This is a genomic window from Pseudoxanthomonas sp. SGT-18, assembly GCF_003931645.1.
Lineage (GTDB): Bacteria > Pseudomonadota > Gammaproteobacteria > Xanthomonadales > Xanthomonadaceae > Pseudoxanthomonas.
In genome coordinates this window covers 162,638-179,807 of record NZ_RRYJ01000005.1, presented here as the reverse complement: position 1 = coordinate 179,807, position 17,170 = coordinate 162,638, and the positions used below count along the sequence as shown (strand labels likewise).

The window sequence follows — 17,170 nt, the reverse complement described above, 5'->3', positions numbered from 1 at the left end:
GCCCGGCGGCGGCGGATCAGCCCAGCAGGTGGGCGACGCCGGCGCGCTCTTCTTCCAGCTCGGCCAGGGTCTTGTCGATGGCCTTCTGGCTGAACTCGTCGATCGGCAGGTCCTTGACGATGGTGTACTTGCCGTTCTCGGTGGTCACCGGGAAGCCGAAGATCACGCCCTCCGGGATGCCGTAGGAGCCGTCGGACGGGATGCCCATGGTCACCCACTTGCCGTTGCTGCCCAGCACCCAGTCGCGGATGTGGTCGATGGCGGCGTTGGCGGCCGAGGCGGCCGAGGACAGGCCGCGGGCCTCGATGATGGCGGCGCCGCGCTTGCCGACCTTCGGGATGAACTCGTTGGCGTTCCAGTCGGCGTCGTTGATCTTGTCCTTCAGCGACTCGCCCTTGACCGTGGCGAAGCGGTAGTCCGGGTACATGGTCGGGCTGTGGTTGCCCCACACCACCAGCTTCTCGATGTCGCCGACGGCGACGTTGGCCTTGGCGGCCAGCTGGCTCAGCGCGCGGTTGTGGTCCAGGCGCAGCATCGCGGTGAAGTTCTCCTTCGGCAGGTCGGGGGCGGACTTCATGGCGATGTAGGCGTTGGTGTTGGCCGGGTTGCCGACCACCAGCACCTTGACGTCGCGCTTGGCGACCTTGTTCAGCGCGGCACCCTGGGCGGTGAAGATCTTGGCGTTCTCCAGCAGCAGGTCCTTGCGCTCCATGCCCGGGCCGCGCGGACGCGCGCCGACCAGCAGGGCCACGTCGGCGTCCTTGAACGCCACTTCCGGATCGTCGGTGCCGATGATGCCGGCCAGCAGCGGGAACGCGCAGTCCTCCAGCTCCATGATCACGCCCTTCAGCGCGGCCTGGGCCTTCTCCATCGGCAGCTCCAGCAGCTGCAGGATCACGGGCTGGTCCTTGCCCAGCATCTCGCCGGAAGCGATGCGGAACAGCAGGGCATAACCGATCTGGCCGGCGGCACCGGTCACGGCAACTCGAACGGGGGTCTTCATCGGTGGAGGTCCTTCGGTGTGTGTTGCGGGTAATGGAAAGGCGTCGCCGGCGTGACCGTGCGGCGCCGCGCAGGTTAATAGACGTCGTAGCCCAGCGGGGTAAGCCTTTGGTCCAAGGCGGCGGGGTCGTAGCCGTGGACCACGGCCTGGCCGACCACGGTGACCGGGACGCCGCGCGCGCCCAGCGCGCGCATGGCCAGCCCGCCCTCTTCCCGGTCGACGTCCAGCACGCGGTAGGGCACGCCGGCACGCTCGAATTCGCTGCGCTGGCGGCGGCAGTAGCCGCACCAGTCGGCGGCCAGCATCACGATGCCGGCCTCGCCGGTCAGCCGCCGCGGATCGTCCGGATGCAGCTCCGCCGGGGCTTTCGACCACCAGGCGTACAGGCCGCCGGCCAGGCCGATGACCAACAGTAAGCCGAGGATGCGCATGGGAATCCGTCGCTCAGGGACCGCGGATTTTACCACGCGGCCCCGGGCCGGCCCCGGACGCTGCCAATCGCAACCATTGGCGCAAACTCTCGCGCGGCGGGGCGCGAAGGGGCCGCCGCGCGGCCCCGCGGGTGGATCAGGCGCTCAGGTAGCGGTTCCACTCGGCCACGCGGTCGGCCTTGGCGGCCAGCACCGCCTCGGCGTCGCCCTCGATCTTCACCGAGTTGATCGTGTCGCCCTGGGCGATGGCGTCCACCACTTCCATGCCCTCGGTCACCTTGCCGAACACGGTGTGGCGGCCGTCCAGCCAGTCGGTCTTCACATGGGTGATGAAGAACTGGCTGCCGTTGGTGTTCGGGCCGGCGTTGGCCATGGACAGCACGCCGCGCTCGTGCGGCACGCCGTTGCTGGTCTCGTCCTCGAAGCGGTAGCCCGGGCCGCCGCGGCCGGTGCCCTCGGGGCAGCCGCCCTGGATCATGAAATCGGCGATCACGCGGTGGAAATTCAGGCCGTCGTAGAAACCGCGCCGGGCGAGGTTGACGAAATTGGCCACGGTGAGGGGGGCCTTGTCGGCCAGCAGGTCCACCTTGATCACGCCCTTGGCGGTGTCGAAGACGGCAGTCACGGTCATTGGTTCATCTCCAGGCGCCCGGATCGGGCCATTGACCGGGTATAATAGCCCGTTCGTCCGCCCCATCCTTCCGCGCCCTGTCCAGCTCCTGGCAGCCGGGTGCGGCTTTCCCGATCCCAGAAAACATGTCCATCGAAAACCTGCGCAATATCGCCATCGTCGCCCACGTCGACCATGGCAAGACCACCCTCGTCGACCAGCTGCTGAAGCAGTCCGGCACCTTCAGCGAACGCACCCAGCTGGGCGAGCGCGTGATGGACAGCAACGACCAGGAAAAGGAACGCGGCATCACCATCCTGGCCAAGAACACCGCCATCAACTGGAACGGCAACCGCATCAACATCGTCGATACCCCCGGGCACGCGGACTTCGGCGGCGAGGTGGAGCGGGTGCTGTCGATGGTGGACTCGGTGCTGCTGCTGGTGGACGCGATGGACGGCCCGATGCCGCAGACCCGCTTCGTGACCCAGAAGGCCTTCGCGATGGGCTTCAAGCCGATCGTGGTGGTCAACAAGATCGACCGCCCCGGTGCGCGCCCCGACTGGGTCGTCGAGCAGGTGTGGGACCTGTTCGACCGCCTCGGCGCGACCGAGGAGCAGATGGACTTCCCGATCGTCTATGCCTCGGCGCTCAATGGCTACGCCAGCCTCGACCCGGAGGCCCGCAGCGGCGACATGACCCCGCTGTACGAGGCGATCATGGAGCACGTCAACCCGCCGCAGGTCGACCTGGAAGGCCCGTTCCAGATGCGCATCAGCCAGCTGGACTACAACAGCTACGTCGGCCTGATCGGCATCGGCCGCATCCAGCGCGGCCGCGTGCGCCCGAACATGCCGGTGGCGATCGTCGACCGCGAGGGCAAGAAGCGCCAGGGCAAGGTGCTGCAGGTGCTGGGCTTCCTGGGCCTGGAGCGGCACGAGGTGGCCGAGGCGCAGGCCGGTGACATCGTCGCCATCTCCGGCATCGAGGGCCTGGGAATCTCCGACACCATCACCGACCCGTCCGCGCCGGAGGCGCTGCCGGCGCTGAGCGTGGACGAGCCAACCATCTCGATGACCTTCCAGGTCAACAACTCGCCGTTCGCCGGCAACAAGGATTTCTCCGGCGGCAAGTTCCTCACCAGCCGCCAGATCCGCGAGCGCCTGGTCCGCGAGACCCTGCACAACGTCGCCCTGCGCGTGGAGGACACCGAGGACCCGGACCGCTTCAAGGTCTCCGGCCGCGGCGAGCTGCACCTGTCGGTGCTGATCGAGACCATGCGCCGCGAGGGCTACGAGCTGGGCGTGTCGCGCCCGGAGGTGATCATCAAGGAGATCGACGGCCAGATGATGGAGCCGTACGAGCAGCTGGTGGTCGACGTGGAAGAGGAGCACCAGGGCGGCGTGATGGAGAAGCTGGGCATCCGCAAGGGCCAGCTGCGCAACATGGAGCTGGACGGCAAGGGCCGCGTGCGCCTGGACTACATGATCCCGGCGCGCGGCCTGATCGGCTTCCAGAGCGAGTTCAAGACCCTGACCTCCGGCTCGGGCCTGATGTTCCACATCTTCGACCACTATGGCCCGAAGCAGGAAGGCGCGATCGCCAAGCGCCCCAACGGCGTGATGATCTCCAATGGCCAGGGCAAGGCCCCGGGCTACGCGCTGATGGGCCTGCAGGAGCGTGGCCGCCTGCTGATCGACGCCGGCGAGGACATCTACGAGGGCATGCTGGTCGGCATCCACGCCAAGGACAACGACCTGACCGTCAACGCCCTGCGCGAGAAGCAGCTGACCAACATCCGCGCCGCCGGCAAGGACGACGCCATCTCGCTGACCCCGCCGATCCGCATGTCGCTGGAGCAGGCGCTGGAGTTCATCGAGGAGGACGAGCTGGTCGAGGTCACGCCCAAGGCCATCCGCCTGCGCAAGAAGCTGCTGACCGAGAGCGATCGCAAGCGCGCCTCGCGCTCGGCCTGAGGTCCTGCCCCGGGGCGTGCCCGCCGCGCCCCGTATGGATTGCGAAACGCCGGCCCCTCGCCGGCGTTTCGCGTTTGCGGGCCGGCGCGCGCGCCGCTAGGCTGCGCGGGGCCAAACCGGGGGAACTGCCGATGCCTGCACTGCGGATCGTGATGGCGGCCATGCTGGCCGCGCTGGGAGCCGGCTGCGCCGCCGACGCGGCCCGGCCGGAAGCGGAGTTCGCCCATGCCGAGGCCGGGATCCGGCAGCTGCAGGAGGCCATGGCCAGCGGCCGCACCAGCAGCCAGGAACTGGTGCGGGCCTACCAGGCGCGGATCGAGGCGCTGGACCGCAACGGGCCGCGGCTCAACGCCTACATCGCGCTCAACCCGGACGCGCTGGCCGAGGCCGCGGCGCTGGACGCCGAGCGCCGCGCCGGGCGCGTGCGCGGGCCGCTGCACGGCATCCCGGTGGTGCTCAAGGACAACATCGACGCCACGCCGATGGCCACCACCGCCGGCAGCCTGGCGTTGCGGGACCTGCGCCCGCGGCGCGACGCCTTCCTGGTCCAGCGCCTGCGCCAGGCCGGCGCGGTGATCCTGGGCAAGGCCAACCTCAGCGAGTGGGCCAACTTCCGCTCCACCCGCTCCATTTCCGGCTGGAGCTCGGCCGGCGGCCAGGCGCGCAATCCCTATGCGCCGGACCGCTCGCCCTGCGGCTCCAGCTCCGGCACCGCGGTGGCGGTGGCCGCCAACCTCGCGGTGGTCGGCATCGGCACCGAAACCGACGGCAGCATCCTCTGCCCGGCGGCGGTCACCGGCATCGTCGGGCTCAAGCCCACCGTCGGCCTGGTCAGCCGCGACGGGATCGTGCCGATCGCGCACAGCCAGGACACCGCCGGCCCGATGGCGCGCACGGTCGAGGACGCGGCCCTGGTGCTGGCGGCCATCGCCGGCGCCGACCCGGCCGACCCGGCCAGCGCCGCGATCGCCGGCTCCGGCTCCGACTACGCCGCGCAGCTGGACGGCACCGGGGTCGTGCGCGGCCTGCGCATCGGCCTGCTGCGCAAGCACGTGGAGGAGGTCTCGCCCGCGGCCGCGGCGGCCACCACCGCGGCCATGGAAGTGCTGCGCGCGGCCGGCGCCACCGTGGTCGAGGTCGACCTGCCGACCGAGGGCCAGTGGAAGAAGGACGAGTTCCAGGTCCTGCTGCACGAGTTCCATGCCGGCCTGGAGCGCTACCTGCGCGAACACGACGCGCCGCTGCAGACCCTGGAGGCGCTGATGGCGTTCAACCGCGAGCACGCCGACGCGGTGATGCCGCTGTTCGGCCAGGAGCTGTTCGAGCAGGCGGCCGCCACCGGCGGCCTGGACGACCCGGGCTACCTGGCCGCGCGCGAGCGAGCCCGCCGCCTGGCCGGGCCCGAAGGCATCGATGCGACCCTGCGCGCGCACCAGCTCGACGTGCTGGTCGCGCCGGTCACCGACGTGGCCTGGAAGATCGAGGCCGGCGGCGATCCGGACGTGGCGGCCAGCTACAGCGCCGCCGCGGTGGCCGGCTATCCCTCGCTCACCGTGCCCATGGGCGAGGCCGGCGGACTGCCGCTGGGCCTGGGCTTCTACGGCCCGGCCTGGAGCGAGGCGCGCCTGCTGCGCATCGGCCACGCCTTCGAATCCCTGCTGCGGGCGCGCCGCGCCCCCAAACTGCAGGACGCAGCCGCGGCGCGCTGATCAGGCCGGCGCCGGCGGCTCGACCACCGCCTCGCCGTCCTCGGCGCGCGGCGAATCGGGCACGTCCGGCGGGGCCTGGTAGCGGCCGCGCTGCGGCGCTTCGTCGCGGTCGATCTGCGCGCGCAGCCGCGGCAACGCGTAGGGATGGTGGCGGGCGAGGAAGTCGATCATCCGCTCGCGCACCGCGCAGCGCAGGTCGAAGGCCTCGCCGGAATCGCGGGCGCTCACCAGCAGGCGCACCTGCATCACGTGCTCGCCGGTCTCGGTGACCTGGGCGATGCACACCCGCCCGTCCCAGCGCGGGTCCTCGTTGCAGAAGCGCTGCAGCTCGGTGCGCACCTCCTCCATCGGCGTGCGGTAGTCCAGCCACAGGAAGGCGGTGCCGAGCATCTGCGCGGTGCGCCGGGTCCAGTTCTGGAACGGGTTCTCGATGAACCACGACAACGGCACCACCATGCGCCGCTCGTCCCAGATGCGCACCACCACGTAGGTGCTGGTGATCTCCTCGATCCGGCCCCATTCCCCTTCCACGATCACCACGTCGTCCAGGCGGATGGGCTGGGCCAGGGCGATCTGCAGGCCGGCGATCAGGTTGCCGAACACCGGGCGCGCGGCGATGCCGGCGACCAGGCCGGCGATGCCCGCCGAGGCCAGCAGGGTGGCCCCGACCTGGCGCACCGCCGGGAAGGTCATCAGCGCCAGTGCGGCACCGAGCAGGATGATCCCGCCCTGCACCACCCGGCTCAGCACCCGGGTCTGGGTCTGGATCCGGCGCGCGTGCAGGTTGTCTGCGACTTCCATCGGGTTGTGGCGCAGGATCGAGGCCTCGATCGCGCCGACGATGCGCACCAGCAGCCAGGTGAAGCAGCCGAACACGGCCAGGCGCAACAGGTGCAGCCAGTTGGCCAGGTGCTCCTCCGGCATCGGCACCGCGCGCAGGGCCTGGCCGAGGAAGATCAGCGGCAGGGCGAAGGCCAGCGGCAGGATCACCGCGTGCGCCACCCGTGCGCGGCTGGAGTCCTTCAGCGCGATGCGCCGCGCGTAGCGGCGCAGCACGTAGTGCACCAGCAGGCCCAGCAGCAGGGCCGCGCCGATCGGGATGGCGTAGGCGGCGGCCAGGCGCCAGTCGGGCACCGGCACGCCGGCGATCAGGAAGTGCGGATCGGGCATCTGTCTGCTCCTCGCGTTGCCGTGAGTGGCAGCCATGCCGTGCGGTGTTCCGTGGCATGGCGCACCGGTCGATGCCCCATGCTGCCGATGCCGGCGTGAGGAGCGCGCAAGCGCGCCCCACGCGGCCCTGCCCGAGCCGCGGCGTCAGCCGCGCGCTTCGGCGGCGCGCTGCTGGCCCTGCTTGCGCACGATCGCCATGGCGATCTCCAGCGACTGCTCGTAGTTCAGGCGCGGGTCGACGGTGGAGCGGTAGGCGCGCTCCAGGTCGGCGTCCTTGAGTTCGCGCGCCCCGCCGGTGCACTCGGTGACGTCCTCGCCGGTCAGCTCCAGGTGCACGCCGCCCAGGCGGGTACCGGCGGCGGCGTGCAGGTCGAAGCTCTGCTCCACCTCGCTGAGGATGTTGGCGAAGCGCCGGGTCTTGTAGCCGTTGCTGGTGCTCTCGGTGTTGCCGTGCATGGCGTCGCACACCCACAGCACGCGGCGGCCGTCGCGCCTGACCGCCTCCAGCAGCGGCGGCAGCTTCCCGGCGATCTGGGCCGCGCCCATGCGGTGGATGAAGGTCAGCCGGCCCGGCTCGTCCTCGGGGTTGAGCACGTCGATCAGGCGCAGCAGCTGGTCCGGCTGCACCGAGGGGCCGACCTTGATCGCGATCGGGTTGCGGATGCCGCGGAAGTACTCCACGTGCGCGCCGTCCAGCGCGGCGGTGCGCATGCCGATCCACGGGAAGTGGGTGGACAGGTTGAACCAGCCGTGCTGCCGCGGCACCTGGCGGGTCAGCGCCTCCTCGTACGGCAGCAGCAGCGCCTCGTGCGAGGTGTAGAAGTCGATGCGGTTGAGGTTGTGCACCTCGGCCCCGGCCAGGGTCTCCATGAAGCGCACCGCGTCGCCGATGGAGTTGACCATCTTCTGGTAGTCCTCGGCCAGCGGCGAGCAGCGCACCCAGCTGAGGTTCCAGTACTCCGGGTGGTGCAGGTCGGCGAAGCCGCCGTCGATCAGGGCGCGCACGAAGTTCATGGTCATCGCCGAGTGCGCGTGCGCGGTCAGCATGCGCTGCGGGTCGGGCACGCGCGCCTGCGCGGTGAACTCCGGGCCGTTGACCACGTCGCCGCGGTAGCTGGGCAGGCTGACCTCGCCGCGGGTCTCCATGTCCGCCGAGCGCGGCTTGGCGTACTGGCCCGCGAAGCGGCCGACGCGCACCACCGGCAGGCGCAGGCCGTGCACCAGCACCAGGCTCATCTGCAGCAGCACCTTGAGCCGGTTGGAAATGGTGCCGGACTCGCAGTCGGCGAAGTTCTCGGCGCAGTCGCCGCCCTGCAGCAGGAAGCGCTTGCCCTCCTGGGCCTCGGCCAGTTGGCGCTTGAGCGCCAGGATCTCCCAGGAGGTCACCAGCGGCGGCAGGTGGCGCAGTTCGGCCAGCGCCCGCTCCAGCGCCGCCTGGTCCGGGTAGGTCGGCATCTGCAGCGCCGGCCGGGTGCGCCAGCTGTCCGGGGTCCAGCCACCGGACAGGTCGACGGGATGCAGGTTGCGTTCGGGGGTGCTCATGGCGGGTTACCGGAAGGAAGGGAAAGGGCCGGGTTTCAGTAGCGGCTGCGGCCGCGCGGTCGGCGCAGCGCCGCCAGCAGGCCCCAGGCGGTCAGCAGCACGAAGCAGGCCAGGCTCCACGCCGGCATGCCCAGGCCGAGGAAGGTCCAGTCCACGTCGCCGCAGTTGCCGGTGCCGGTCAGCACCCGGCGCACCAGCTGCAGCGGCCCCATGGTCTCCTGCAGGAAGGACAGCGGCGGCCCGCAGGACGGGGCCAGTTCCGGCGGCAGGTTCTGCAGCCATACGTGGCGCCCGGCGATGCCGGCGCCGACCGCGCCGACCGCCAGCAGCAGCACGCCGTACACGCGGCGGGCACCGATGCCCTTGGGCGCGTGCAGGCCGCCGACCAGGAACACCAGGGCCAGCGCGGCGAAGGCCAGGCGCTGGAAGATGCACAGCGGGCACGGCTCCAGCCCCTGGTAGAGCTGGGTGTAGATCGCGTAGGCCAGCAGCGCGGCGCAGGCCAGGAAGCCTGCGAGGAAACGGGCGCGAAAGCTCCAGTCGAACGGATTCATCGGACACGGCCAGGAAAGATTGGGCCGATTATTCCGCATCGCGGCCGCGAACAGGAAAAAGGGTGACAGCTGAAACGGAAAACCCCGGCCGGGGCCGGGGTTCTCGGTTCGCTCGCTACACCGGGATTACTCGGCGGCAGCCTCGGGGCGGTCGACCAGTTCGACGTACGCCATCGGGGCGTTGTCGCCGGCGCGGAAGCCGCACTTGAGGATGCGCAGGTAGCCACCCGGACGGCTCTGGTAGCGCGGGCCGAACTTGGTGAACAGGTTGCCGACCGCTTCCTTGTCGCGCAGGCGGGCGAAGGCCAGGCGGCGGTTGGCGACCGAGTCGACCTTGGCCAGGGTGATCAGCGGCTCGGCGACGCGACGCAGTTCCTTGGCCTTGGGCAGGGTGGTCTTGATCAGCTCGTGCTTGAACAGCGAGGCGGCCATGTTGCGGAACATGGCTTCGCGGTGCGAGCTGGTGCGGTTGAACTTGCGGCCGGCTTTCTGGTGGCGCATGGCGGTTTGTCCTTATCGATGAATGTTGGGTCTTTGTACTTCGCCGTCGCCATCCCTGGCGCTGGAACATCGGACTGCGCTGGCCCTACCGGCCTCCCTGGCCGGAAAGTCGCCGCGGACCTTAAGGGTCCGTCGGCGCTGTTGCCCCGTCGCCGGGGCCGTCTTGCGGTACTGCGGGTATTGCTGCGGCAACGGCCGGCGCCCATAGGGACGCCAGCCGTCGCCAGGCTCGTCAGCCGAGCATGCCGTGGGCGGCGACGCCGGCCGGCGGCCAGTTCTCCAGCTTCATGCCGAGCGAAAGGCCGCGCTGGGCAAGCACTTCCTTGATCTCGGTGAGCGACTTCTTGCCCAGGTTCGGGGTCTTGAGCAGCTCGACCTCGGTCTTCTGGATCAGGTCGCCGATGTAGTAGATGCTCTCGGCCTTCAGGCAGTTGGCCGAACGCACGGTCAGCTCCAGGTCGTCGATCGGGCGCAGCAGCACCGGGTCGATGCCGGTCTGGGCCGGCTTGGCCGCACCGCGGTCGCGGTGGGTGAAGTCGCCGAACACCGACAGCTGGTCGCTCAGGATGTCGGCGGCGGTGCGCACGGCTTCCTCGGCGTCGATGGTGCCGTTGGTCTCGATGTCGATGACCAGCTTGTCCAGGTCGGTGCGCTGCTCGACGCGCGCGGCTTCGACCGAGTAGGCGACGCGACGGACCGGCGAGAACGAGGCGTCCAGGACCAGGCGGCCGATCGCGCGGCTCTCCTCGTCCGGGCGGCGGCGCGAGGTGGCCGGCTGGTAGCCCAGGCCGCGCTCCACCTTCAGCCGCATGTTCAGCGCGGTGTCCTTGGTCAGGTGGCAGATGACGTGGTCGGGGTTGATGATCTCGACGCTGTGGTCGGTCTTGATGTCGCCGGCGGTGACCACGCCCGGGCCCTGCTTGTTCAGGGTCAGGGTGGTGCTCTCGCCGCTATGCATGCGGATGGCGACATCCTTCAGGTTCAGCAGGACTTCCAGCACGTCCTCCTGCAGGCCCTCGACCGTGGTGTACTCGTGCAGCACGCCGTCGATCTCGACCTCGGTAATCGCGAAGCCCGGGATCGAGGACAGCAGCACGCGACGCAGGGCGTTGCCCAGCGTGTGCCCGTAGCCGCGCTCCAGCGGCTCGATCACGATCTTGGCGCGATTGCCATTGAGGCGTTCGATCTGCGGTCCGCGCGGACGCAGGACCTGGTTGGCGGTAACCGTCATGTTGCGGATTCTCCTGCAATGGACCGACGATCCGGAGGCGCCGGCCCTGGTGTGTGGCCCCTTATCCGGGGACGGCCGGAAGGCGGGGCGACGCGATCCGGCCGGTGGTGGGATGCGGCGCCGCGCCCCGGAGGGCGCGGCTGCCTGCCACTACTTGTTACTTCGAGTACAGCTCGACGATCAGCGCTTCGTTGATGTCGGCCGGCAGGTCGGCCCGGTCAGGCACGGCCTTGAACACGCCGGAGAACTTCTTGGCGTCGACCTCGATCCACGACGGGGTCAGGTCGTGCTGCTCGGCGATGGCCAGGGCCTCCTGGACGCGCAGCTGCTTCTGCGCCTTCTCGGACAGGGCGATCGAGTCGCCGGCCTTGACCTGGTACGACGGCAGGTTCACCGGCTTGCCGTTGACCAGCACGCCGCGGTGCGAGACCAGCTGGCGGGCCGAGGGACGGGTCACCGCGAAGCCCATGCGGTAGACGACGTTGTCCAGGCGGGTTTCCAGCAGCTGCAGGAGGTTCTCGCCGGTGTTGCCCTTCTTGGTCGAGGCCTTCTTGTAGTAGTTGCGGAACTGGCGCTCCAGCAGGCCGTAGATGCGCTTGACCTTCTGCTTCTCGCGCAGCTGGGTGGCGTAGTCGGACAGCTTGCCCTTGCGCGCGGCGCCGTGCTGGCCGGGCTTTTGCTCCAGCTTGCACTTGGAGTCCAGCGCACGGGCCGGGCTCTTGAGAGACAGGTCGGCGCCTTCGCGGCGCGCGAGCTTGCAGGTAGGACCGATATAACGAGCCATTTCTTATCGCCCCCTTAGACGCGACGCTTCTTCGGCGGACGGCACCCGTTGTGCGGGATCGGCGTCACGTCGATGATGTTGGTGATCTTGTAGCCCACGTTGTTCAGCGAGCGCACGGCGGACTCGCGGCCCGGGCCCGGGCCCTTGATGCGGACTTCCAGCGACTTCACGCCGTAGTCGAGCGCGGCCTTGCCGGCCTTCTCGGCGGCGACCTGCGCGGCGAACGGGGTCGACTTGCGCGAACCGCGGAAACCCGCGCCGCCCGAAGTCGCCCACGACAGCGCGTTGCCCTGGCGATCGGTGATGGTGACGATGGTGTTGTTGAAAGAAGCGTGGACGTGGGCAATGCCGTCGGTGACGACGCGCTTGATCTTCTTCTTGGTCTTGGCAGCAGCTGGCTTGGCCATGGTTGTCTAGTCCCTTACTTCCGGATCGCCTTGCGCGGACCCTTGCGGGTGCGGGCGTTGGTACGGGTGCGCTGGCCACGCAGCGGCAGGCCGCGGCGGTGACGCAGGCCGCGGTAGCAGCCCAGGTCCATCAGTCGCTTGATGGCGATGCCGACTTCGCGGCGCAGGTCGCCTTCGACGATGTACTTGCCGACTTCGGCGCGCAGGCGCTCGACTTCCGGCTCGGACAGGTCACGGATCTTGGTCGACGGGTTGACGCCCGCGGCCTCGCAAACCTTCTTCGACCGGGTGCGGCCGATGCCATAGATGCTCTGCAACCCCACCCAGACGTGCTTGTGGGTCGGCAGGTTGACGCCTGCAATACGCGCCATGACGCGATCTCCAAACTTGATGGGTCGGGGTCGCCCAGGGGCACGCCCGACAGGAATGGTTCAAAAGTGAACAGCGAATTCTATCAATGTCCCGGATTGCTTGGAAGTCCAAGGCCTTGCGACCCTGAACCCGGCATGGGGAGTGTGCCCATGCTCCGGCGCCGGACCCCGCTGGCCCCGGTTTCCCGGGACCGGCCGCGCTACTCCAGCGCGGCACCGCAAGGTCTCACCCGCGCGCGAGACGTCGCACGGGCCGCCCATTTCTGGAAGGTCCGGCCCGTGGGGCCGGCCTGCCGGCGGAATGGGTCCGCCGGACTTGGAAATCTTGCCGCTCAGCCGCGCGGCAGGCCGCGCGTGCCACCCTTGAGGTTGGCCTTCTTCAGCAGGCTCTCGTACTGGTGCGACATCAGGTGGGCCTGGACCTGCGCAATGAAGTCCATGACCACGACCACGACGATCAGCAGCGAGGTGCCGCCGAAGTAGAACGAGGTGCCCAGCTGGGTACGCATCAGCTCCGGCAGGAGGCAGACGATCACCAGATAGGCCGCGCCCGCGGCGGTCAGCCGGGTCAGCACGCCGTCGATGTACTCGGCGGTGGCCTTGCCGGGGCGGATGCCCGGGATCAGGGCACCCGACTTCTTGAGATTATCGGCGGTTTCCTGCGAGTTGAACACCAGCGCCGTGTAGAAGAACGCGAAGCCGGTGATCAGCGCCGCCAGCGCGATCATGTGCAGCGGCTCGCCGGGGGCCAGCGCGTTGGACACGCGCTGCAGCCAGGTGGCCGAGGTGGCCTGGCCCGACCACATGCTCAGGGTCGCCGGGAACGCCAGGATCGACGAGGCGAAGATCGCGGGGATCACGCCCGACATGTTGAGCTTCAGCGGCAGGAACGAGGTCTGGTTCATGTACGCGTTGCGGCCGCCCTGGCGCCGCGCGTAGTTGACCGTGATCCGGCGCTGGCCCCGCTCGACGAACACCACGAACCAGGTGAAGCCGGCCACCACGGCGGCGATGATCACCAGGCTCAGGAAGTTCATGCTGCCGTCGCGGAAGGCCTGGAAGGTCTGGATGACCGCGCCCGGCAGGCCGGCCACGATGCCCGCGAAGATGATCAGCGAGACGCCGTTGCCGATGCCGCGCTCGGTGACCTGCTCGCCCAGCCACATCAGGAAGATGGTGCCGGCGGTCAGCGCGACCACCGCGGTCAGGACGAAGCCCATGCCCGGGCTGTACACCACCGGCATGCCGCCCGGGGCGGTCTGGTTCTGCAGCGCCAGCGCGATGCTGCCGCCCTGCACGATCGCCAGGAACACCGCGCCGATGCGCGAGTACTGGGTGATCTTGCGGCGGCCGGACTCGCCTTCCTTCTGCATCGACTTCAGCGCCGGGAAGATGTGCACCGCCAGCTGCATCACGATCGACGCGGAGATGTACGGCATCACGTTCAGCGCGAACACGCTGAAACGGTGCAGGGCGCCGCCCGAGAACATGTTGAACATGTCCACGATGCCGCCGCCCTGCGCCTGCATCATGGCAAGCATGGCATCGGGGTTGACGCCGGGCACCGGCACGAAACAGCCGATGCGGTAGACGACCAACGCTCCAAGCACGAACAGCAGGCGCTGGCGCAGTTCGGTGAACTTGCCCAGGCCACTGCCGAGATTGCCGATGCCAGCTTGCGCCATGTGCGACTTACTCCTCGATGCTGCCGCCGGCAGCCTCGACCGCGGCCTTGGCGCCGGCGGTCAGGGCGATGCCCTTGATGACCAGCTTGCGCGACAGCTCGCCCTTCTTGACGATCTTCGCGCGCTTGGCGGTGGACGGGACCAGCTTGGCGGCCTTCAGCGCCGCGAAGTCGACCACGTCGCCCTGGACCAGCTCGAGCTTGTACAGCAGCACCTCGGCGGTGTCCTTCGCGGTCAGCGAGCGGAAACCGATCTTCGGCAGGCGGCGCTGCATCGGGGTCTGGCCGCCTTCGAAGCCGGCCTTGATCTTGCCCTTGCCAGCGCGGGCGAACGAGCCCTTGTGGCCGCGGCCGGCGGTCTTGCCCAGGCCGGAGCCGATGCCGCGACCAACGCGGGTGCGCTCCTTGCGGGCGCCCTCGGCGGGCTTGAGAGTATTCAGACGCATGGGATTCTCCTTACTCCTCGACCCGCACCAGGTAGTGCAGCTGGTTGATGAGGCCGCGGACCTGCGGGCTGTCCTTCAGCTCGCGGACGTCGTTGAGCTTGTTCAGGCCCAGGGCGCGGACCGACAGACGGTGACGGGCCTGGGTGCCGCGCAGGCCGCGCACCAGGCGCACCTTGACGGTCTTGTTGGACTCGTTAGCCATTGAGGAGTTCCTCCGCCTTCTTGCCGCGCTTGGCCGCGATGCGGGTCGGGGACTGCATGGCTTCCAGGCCCTTCAGGGTGGCGCGGACCAGGTTGATCGGGTTGCGCGAACCGACGGCCTTGGCCAGCACGTTCTTCACGCCCACCGCTTCCAGGACGGCGCGCATGGCACCGCCGGCGATGACGCCGGTACCCTCGGAAGCCGGCTGCATGAACACGCGGGCCGCACCGTGGCCGGCCTTGACCGGGTGCCACAGGGTGCCGTTGTTCAGCTCGACGGTGAGCATGCCCTTGCGCGCGTATTCCATCGACTTCTGGATGGCCACCGGCACCTCGCGGGCCTTGCCGTAGCCGAAGCCGACGCGGCCTTCGCCGTCGCCGACCACGGTCAGCGCGGTGAAGGTGAACTGGCGGCCGCCCTTGACGGTCTTGCTGACGCGGTTGACCGCGATCAGCTTCTCGATCATGCCGTCGTCGATTTTCTCTTCGCGGTTGCGGTCGCGATCGCGACCCCGCGGCTGACGCTCTTCTGCCATTTCTGTTTCCTTGTGGATTGGGTCTGTACGGCTCGTGGGCCGCTTGTCGTTGTGGTCTACAGCGGTGGAGCGTCACGCCCCCGCAGAAGGAGGGCGGCGCCCGGCGCGACCCGCGCCGGCAGGACGGGCCCGCGCAAGCGGGCCCGCGGGATCAGAACTGCAGGCCACCCTCGCGGGCGGCGTCGGCCAGGGCCTTGATGCGGCCGTGGTACCGGTAGCCCGAGCGGTCGAAGGCGACCTTCTCGATGCCGGCGGCCTTGGCGCGCTCGGCGATGATCTTGCCGACCTTGGCCGCGGCCTCGATGTTCTTGCCGTTCTTCAGGCCTTCCTTGACGTCGGCCTGCAGGGTGTTGGCGGCGGCGATCACCTTGGAGCCGTCGGCGGTGAACAGCTGGGCGTACAGGTGCTGGCCGGTACGCAGGACCGACAGGCGCGGCACGCCGAGCTTGCGGATGTGGGCGCGGGTGGACTTGGCGCGGCGCAGGCGGGCGTCGTTCTTGATGCTCATGGTTTCTGTCCTCGGAAGCGGATCGGCTTGGGCGGATCCCCCGTGGCGCCGGCCGGGCCGGCGCGCGGGGAAGCCGCATTACGCCTTCTTGGCTTCCTTGCGAATGATGACTTCGTCGGAATACTTCACGCCCTTGCCCTTGTAGGGCTCCGGCGGACGCACTGCGCGGATCTTGGCCGCGATCTCGCCGACGCGCTGCTTGTCGGCGCCCTGGACCAGGATCTCGGTCTGGCTCGGGGTGGACAGGGTGATCCCTTCCGGCGCCTGGAACACGACCGGGTGGGAGAAGCCCAGCGACAGGTTCAGGTCCTTGCCCTGCATCGCGGCGCGGTAACCCACGCCGACCAGCTCGAGCTTGCGCTCGAAGCCCTCGGACACGCCCTTGACCATGTTGGCCAGGATGGCGCGCACGGTGCCGGTCATGGCGATCAGCGACGGCTCGGCGGCCGACAGCACGGCCTGGCCGTCCTCGATGGCGATCTTCACGCCGGCCGGCTTGGCCAGCGACAGGGTGCCCTTCGGACCCTTGGCGGTGACGCTGGTGTCCTGGATGTTCAGTTCCACGCCCTTCGGCAGGGCGATCGGCTTCTTGGCTACGCGGGACATGGTCGTCGTACTCCTTCGATTAGGCCACGTAGCACAGGACTTCGCCGCCGATGCCGGCGTTGCGCGCCTGCTTGTCGGTCATGATGCCCTGGGAGGTGGAGATGATGGCCACGCCGAGGCCGCCAAGGACCTTCGGCAGCTCGTTCTTGCCGCGGTACATGCGCAGGCCCGAGCGCGAGGCGCGCTTGAGCTGCTCGATGACCGGACGGCCCTCGAAGTACTTCAGCACGATCTCGAGTTCGGCCTTGTTGTTCTCGCCCTGGATGACGCGCAGGTCGGAGATGTAGCCCTCGTCCTTCAGGACGTTGGCGATGGCAACCTTGATCTTGGAGGACGGCAGCTTCACCGTCGGCTTGCCCACAGCGGCCGCATTCTTGATGCGGACCAGCATGTCGGCGATGGGATCAGTCATGCTCATGAGTGGTTCCTTGAGTGCACCGATATCCGCTTTCGCGAAATCTGGATTGTCCCGGGAGGGGCCGGGGCCCTTGCCACGCCGCGGCTGGGCCGGGCAAGCGGAAAATAATAGCAGGAAAACCGGCCCGTGGGGCCGGTTTCCCCGCGGGGGCGGCCGGGGCCGCCCTCGCCTTCCTTACCAGCTGGCCTTGCGCAGGCCGGGCACGTCGCCACGCATGGTGGCTTCGCGCAGCATGTTGCGGCCGAGGCCGAACTTGCGGTACACGCCGCGCGGACGGCCGGACAGCTCGCAACGGTTGCGCTGGCGGCTCGGGGACGAGTCGCGCGGCAGCTTCTGCAGCTTGGTCGCCGCCTCGAGCTTCTCCTCGTAGGAGGCGGTCTGGCTCGAGATCACCTTCTTCAGGGCCTCGCGCTTGGCGGCGTACTTCTTGGCCAGCTTCTCCCGCTTCGCGTCGCGGTTGACCATCGAGGTCTTTGCCATGT

At 69.2% G+C, this 17,170-nt stretch carries 21 protein-coding genes; 2 read left to right on the top strand and 19 right to left on the bottom strand.

Going from position 1 to position 17,170, the window contains the following annotated elements:
• Positions 1–16: 16 nt before the first annotated feature.
• The 3 genes from EIM47_RS08980 to EIM47_RS08970 form a co-directional block, all read right to left on the bottom strand.
• Entirely contained in the window at positions 17–1,003 is a 987-nt protein-coding gene (locus tag EIM47_RS08980) for a malate dehydrogenase (protein ID WP_026010631.1), read from the bottom strand.
• 74 nt (positions 1,004–1,077) lie between these two features.
• Positions 1,078–1,434, bottom strand: a complete 357-nt coding sequence (locus tag EIM47_RS08975; RefSeq protein WP_125076698.1) for a glutaredoxin domain-containing protein — start codon at positions 1,432–1,434, stop codon at positions 1,078–1,080.
• 136 nt (positions 1,435–1,570) lie between these two features.
• A complete protein-coding gene (locus EIM47_RS08970; protein WP_019399158.1) occupies positions 1,571–2,065 on the bottom strand; it encodes a peptidylprolyl isomerase in 495 nt (164 codons plus the stop codon).
• 125 nt (positions 2,066–2,190) lie between these two features.
• On the opposite strand from EIM47_RS08970, the gene typA reads away from it, so the two are divergent.
• Positions 2,191–4,020 carry a translational GTPase TypA gene (typA, locus tag EIM47_RS08965; RefSeq protein WP_019399159.1) on the top strand — a complete coding sequence of 610 codons (1,830 nt, stop codon included), beginning with the start codon at positions 2,191–2,193 and terminating at the stop codon, positions 4,018–4,020.
• A gap of 131 nt (positions 4,021–4,151) precedes the next feature.
• Complete coding sequence (locus EIM47_RS08960; RefSeq protein WP_125076697.1) at positions 4,152–5,729, top strand: amidase; 1,578 nt, start codon at positions 4,152–4,154, stop codon at positions 5,727–5,729.
• Here EIM47_RS08960 and EIM47_RS08955 read toward each other — a convergent pair whose 3' ends face one another.
• From EIM47_RS08955 to rpsN, 16 genes are all read right to left on the bottom strand, one after another.
• Positions 5,730–6,899 (bottom strand): mechanosensitive ion channel domain-containing protein, encoded by a 1,170-nt coding sequence (locus tag EIM47_RS08955; RefSeq protein ID WP_125076696.1) that lies wholly within the window; start codon positions 6,897–6,899, stop codon positions 5,730–5,732.
• 144 nt (positions 6,900–7,043) lie between these two features.
• Complete coding sequence (locus tag EIM47_RS08950) at positions 7,044–8,441, bottom strand: 3-deoxy-7-phosphoheptulonate synthase class II (protein WP_125076695.1); 1,398 nt, start codon at positions 8,439–8,441, stop codon at positions 7,044–7,046.
• A gap of 35 nt (positions 8,442–8,476) precedes the next feature.
• Positions 8,477–8,995 carry a disulfide bond formation protein B gene (locus EIM47_RS08945; RefSeq protein ID WP_019399163.1) on the bottom strand — a complete coding sequence of 173 codons (519 nt, stop codon included), beginning with the start codon at positions 8,993–8,995 and terminating at the stop codon, positions 8,477–8,479.
• A gap of 126 nt (positions 8,996–9,121) precedes the next feature.
• A complete protein-coding gene (rplQ, locus tag EIM47_RS08940) occupies positions 9,122–9,496 on the bottom strand; it encodes a 50S ribosomal protein L17 (protein WP_028915521.1) in 375 nt (124 codons plus the stop codon).
• 232 nt (positions 9,497–9,728) lie between these two features.
• Positions 9,729–10,727 (bottom strand): DNA-directed RNA polymerase subunit alpha, encoded by a 999-nt coding sequence (gene rpoA, locus EIM47_RS08935; RefSeq protein ID WP_019399165.1) that lies wholly within the window; start codon positions 10,725–10,727, stop codon positions 9,729–9,731.
• A gap of 157 nt (positions 10,728–10,884) precedes the next feature.
• Positions 10,885–11,511, bottom strand: a complete 627-nt coding sequence (gene rpsD / locus EIM47_RS08930; protein ID WP_019399166.1) for a 30S ribosomal protein S4 — start codon at positions 11,509–11,511, stop codon at positions 10,885–10,887.
• Positions 11,512–11,525: 14 nt separating this feature from the next.
• Positions 11,526–11,918: a 30S ribosomal protein S11 gene (gene rpsK, locus EIM47_RS08925; RefSeq protein ID WP_013535974.1), complete on the bottom strand. Its 393-nt coding sequence runs from the start codon at positions 11,916–11,918 to the stop codon at positions 11,526–11,528.
• 14 nt (positions 11,919–11,932) lie between these two features.
• On the bottom strand, positions 11,933–12,289 hold the full coding sequence (gene rpsM / locus EIM47_RS08920; protein ID WP_125076694.1) for a 30S ribosomal protein S13: 357 nt from the start codon (positions 12,287–12,289) through the stop codon (positions 11,933–11,935).
• Positions 12,290–12,621: 332 nt separating this feature from the next.
• Complete coding sequence (gene secY / locus EIM47_RS08915) at positions 12,622–13,974, bottom strand: preprotein translocase subunit SecY (protein ID WP_019399168.1); 1,353 nt, start codon at positions 13,972–13,974, stop codon at positions 12,622–12,624.
• Positions 13,975–13,981: 7 nt separating this feature from the next.
• Positions 13,982–14,419 carry a 50S ribosomal protein L15 gene (rplO, locus tag EIM47_RS08910; protein ID WP_019399169.1) on the bottom strand — a complete coding sequence of 146 codons (438 nt, stop codon included), beginning with the start codon at positions 14,417–14,419 and terminating at the stop codon, positions 13,982–13,984.
• Positions 14,420–14,429: 10 nt separating this feature from the next.
• Positions 14,430–14,621, bottom strand: coding sequence for a 50S ribosomal protein L30 (gene rpmD / locus EIM47_RS08905; RefSeq protein ID WP_019399170.1), 192 nt, complete (start codon positions 14,619–14,621; stop codon positions 14,430–14,432).
• Positions 14,614–15,156, bottom strand: a complete 543-nt coding sequence (gene rpsE / locus EIM47_RS08900; RefSeq protein WP_019399171.1) for a 30S ribosomal protein S5 — start codon at positions 15,154–15,156, stop codon at positions 14,614–14,616. Before rpsE ends, rpmD begins: the two co-directional genes overlap by 8 nt.
• A 151-nt stretch (positions 15,157–15,307) precedes the next feature.
• The gene (rplR, locus tag EIM47_RS08895; protein WP_019399172.1) at positions 15,308–15,664 is read right to left on the bottom strand and encodes a 50S ribosomal protein L18; all 357 of its coding nucleotides are present in this window, start codon (positions 15,662–15,664) and stop codon (positions 15,308–15,310) included.
• A gap of 78 nt (positions 15,665–15,742) precedes the next feature.
• Positions 15,743–16,270 carry a 50S ribosomal protein L6 gene (gene rplF, locus EIM47_RS08890; protein ID WP_019399173.1) on the bottom strand — a complete coding sequence of 176 codons (528 nt, stop codon included), beginning with the start codon at positions 16,268–16,270 and terminating at the stop codon, positions 15,743–15,745.
• A 19-nt stretch (positions 16,271–16,289) separates the two neighbouring features.
• The gene (gene rpsH, locus EIM47_RS08885; protein ID WP_019399174.1) at positions 16,290–16,688 is read right to left on the bottom strand and encodes a 30S ribosomal protein S8; all 399 of its coding nucleotides are present in this window, start codon (positions 16,686–16,688) and stop codon (positions 16,290–16,292) included.
• A gap of 174 nt (positions 16,689–16,862) precedes the next feature.
• Positions 16,863–17,168 (bottom strand): 30S ribosomal protein S14, encoded by a 306-nt coding sequence (gene rpsN / locus EIM47_RS08880; RefSeq protein WP_019399175.1) that lies wholly within the window; start codon positions 17,166–17,168, stop codon positions 16,863–16,865.
• Between the last annotated feature and the right edge of the window lie 2 nt (positions 17,169–17,170).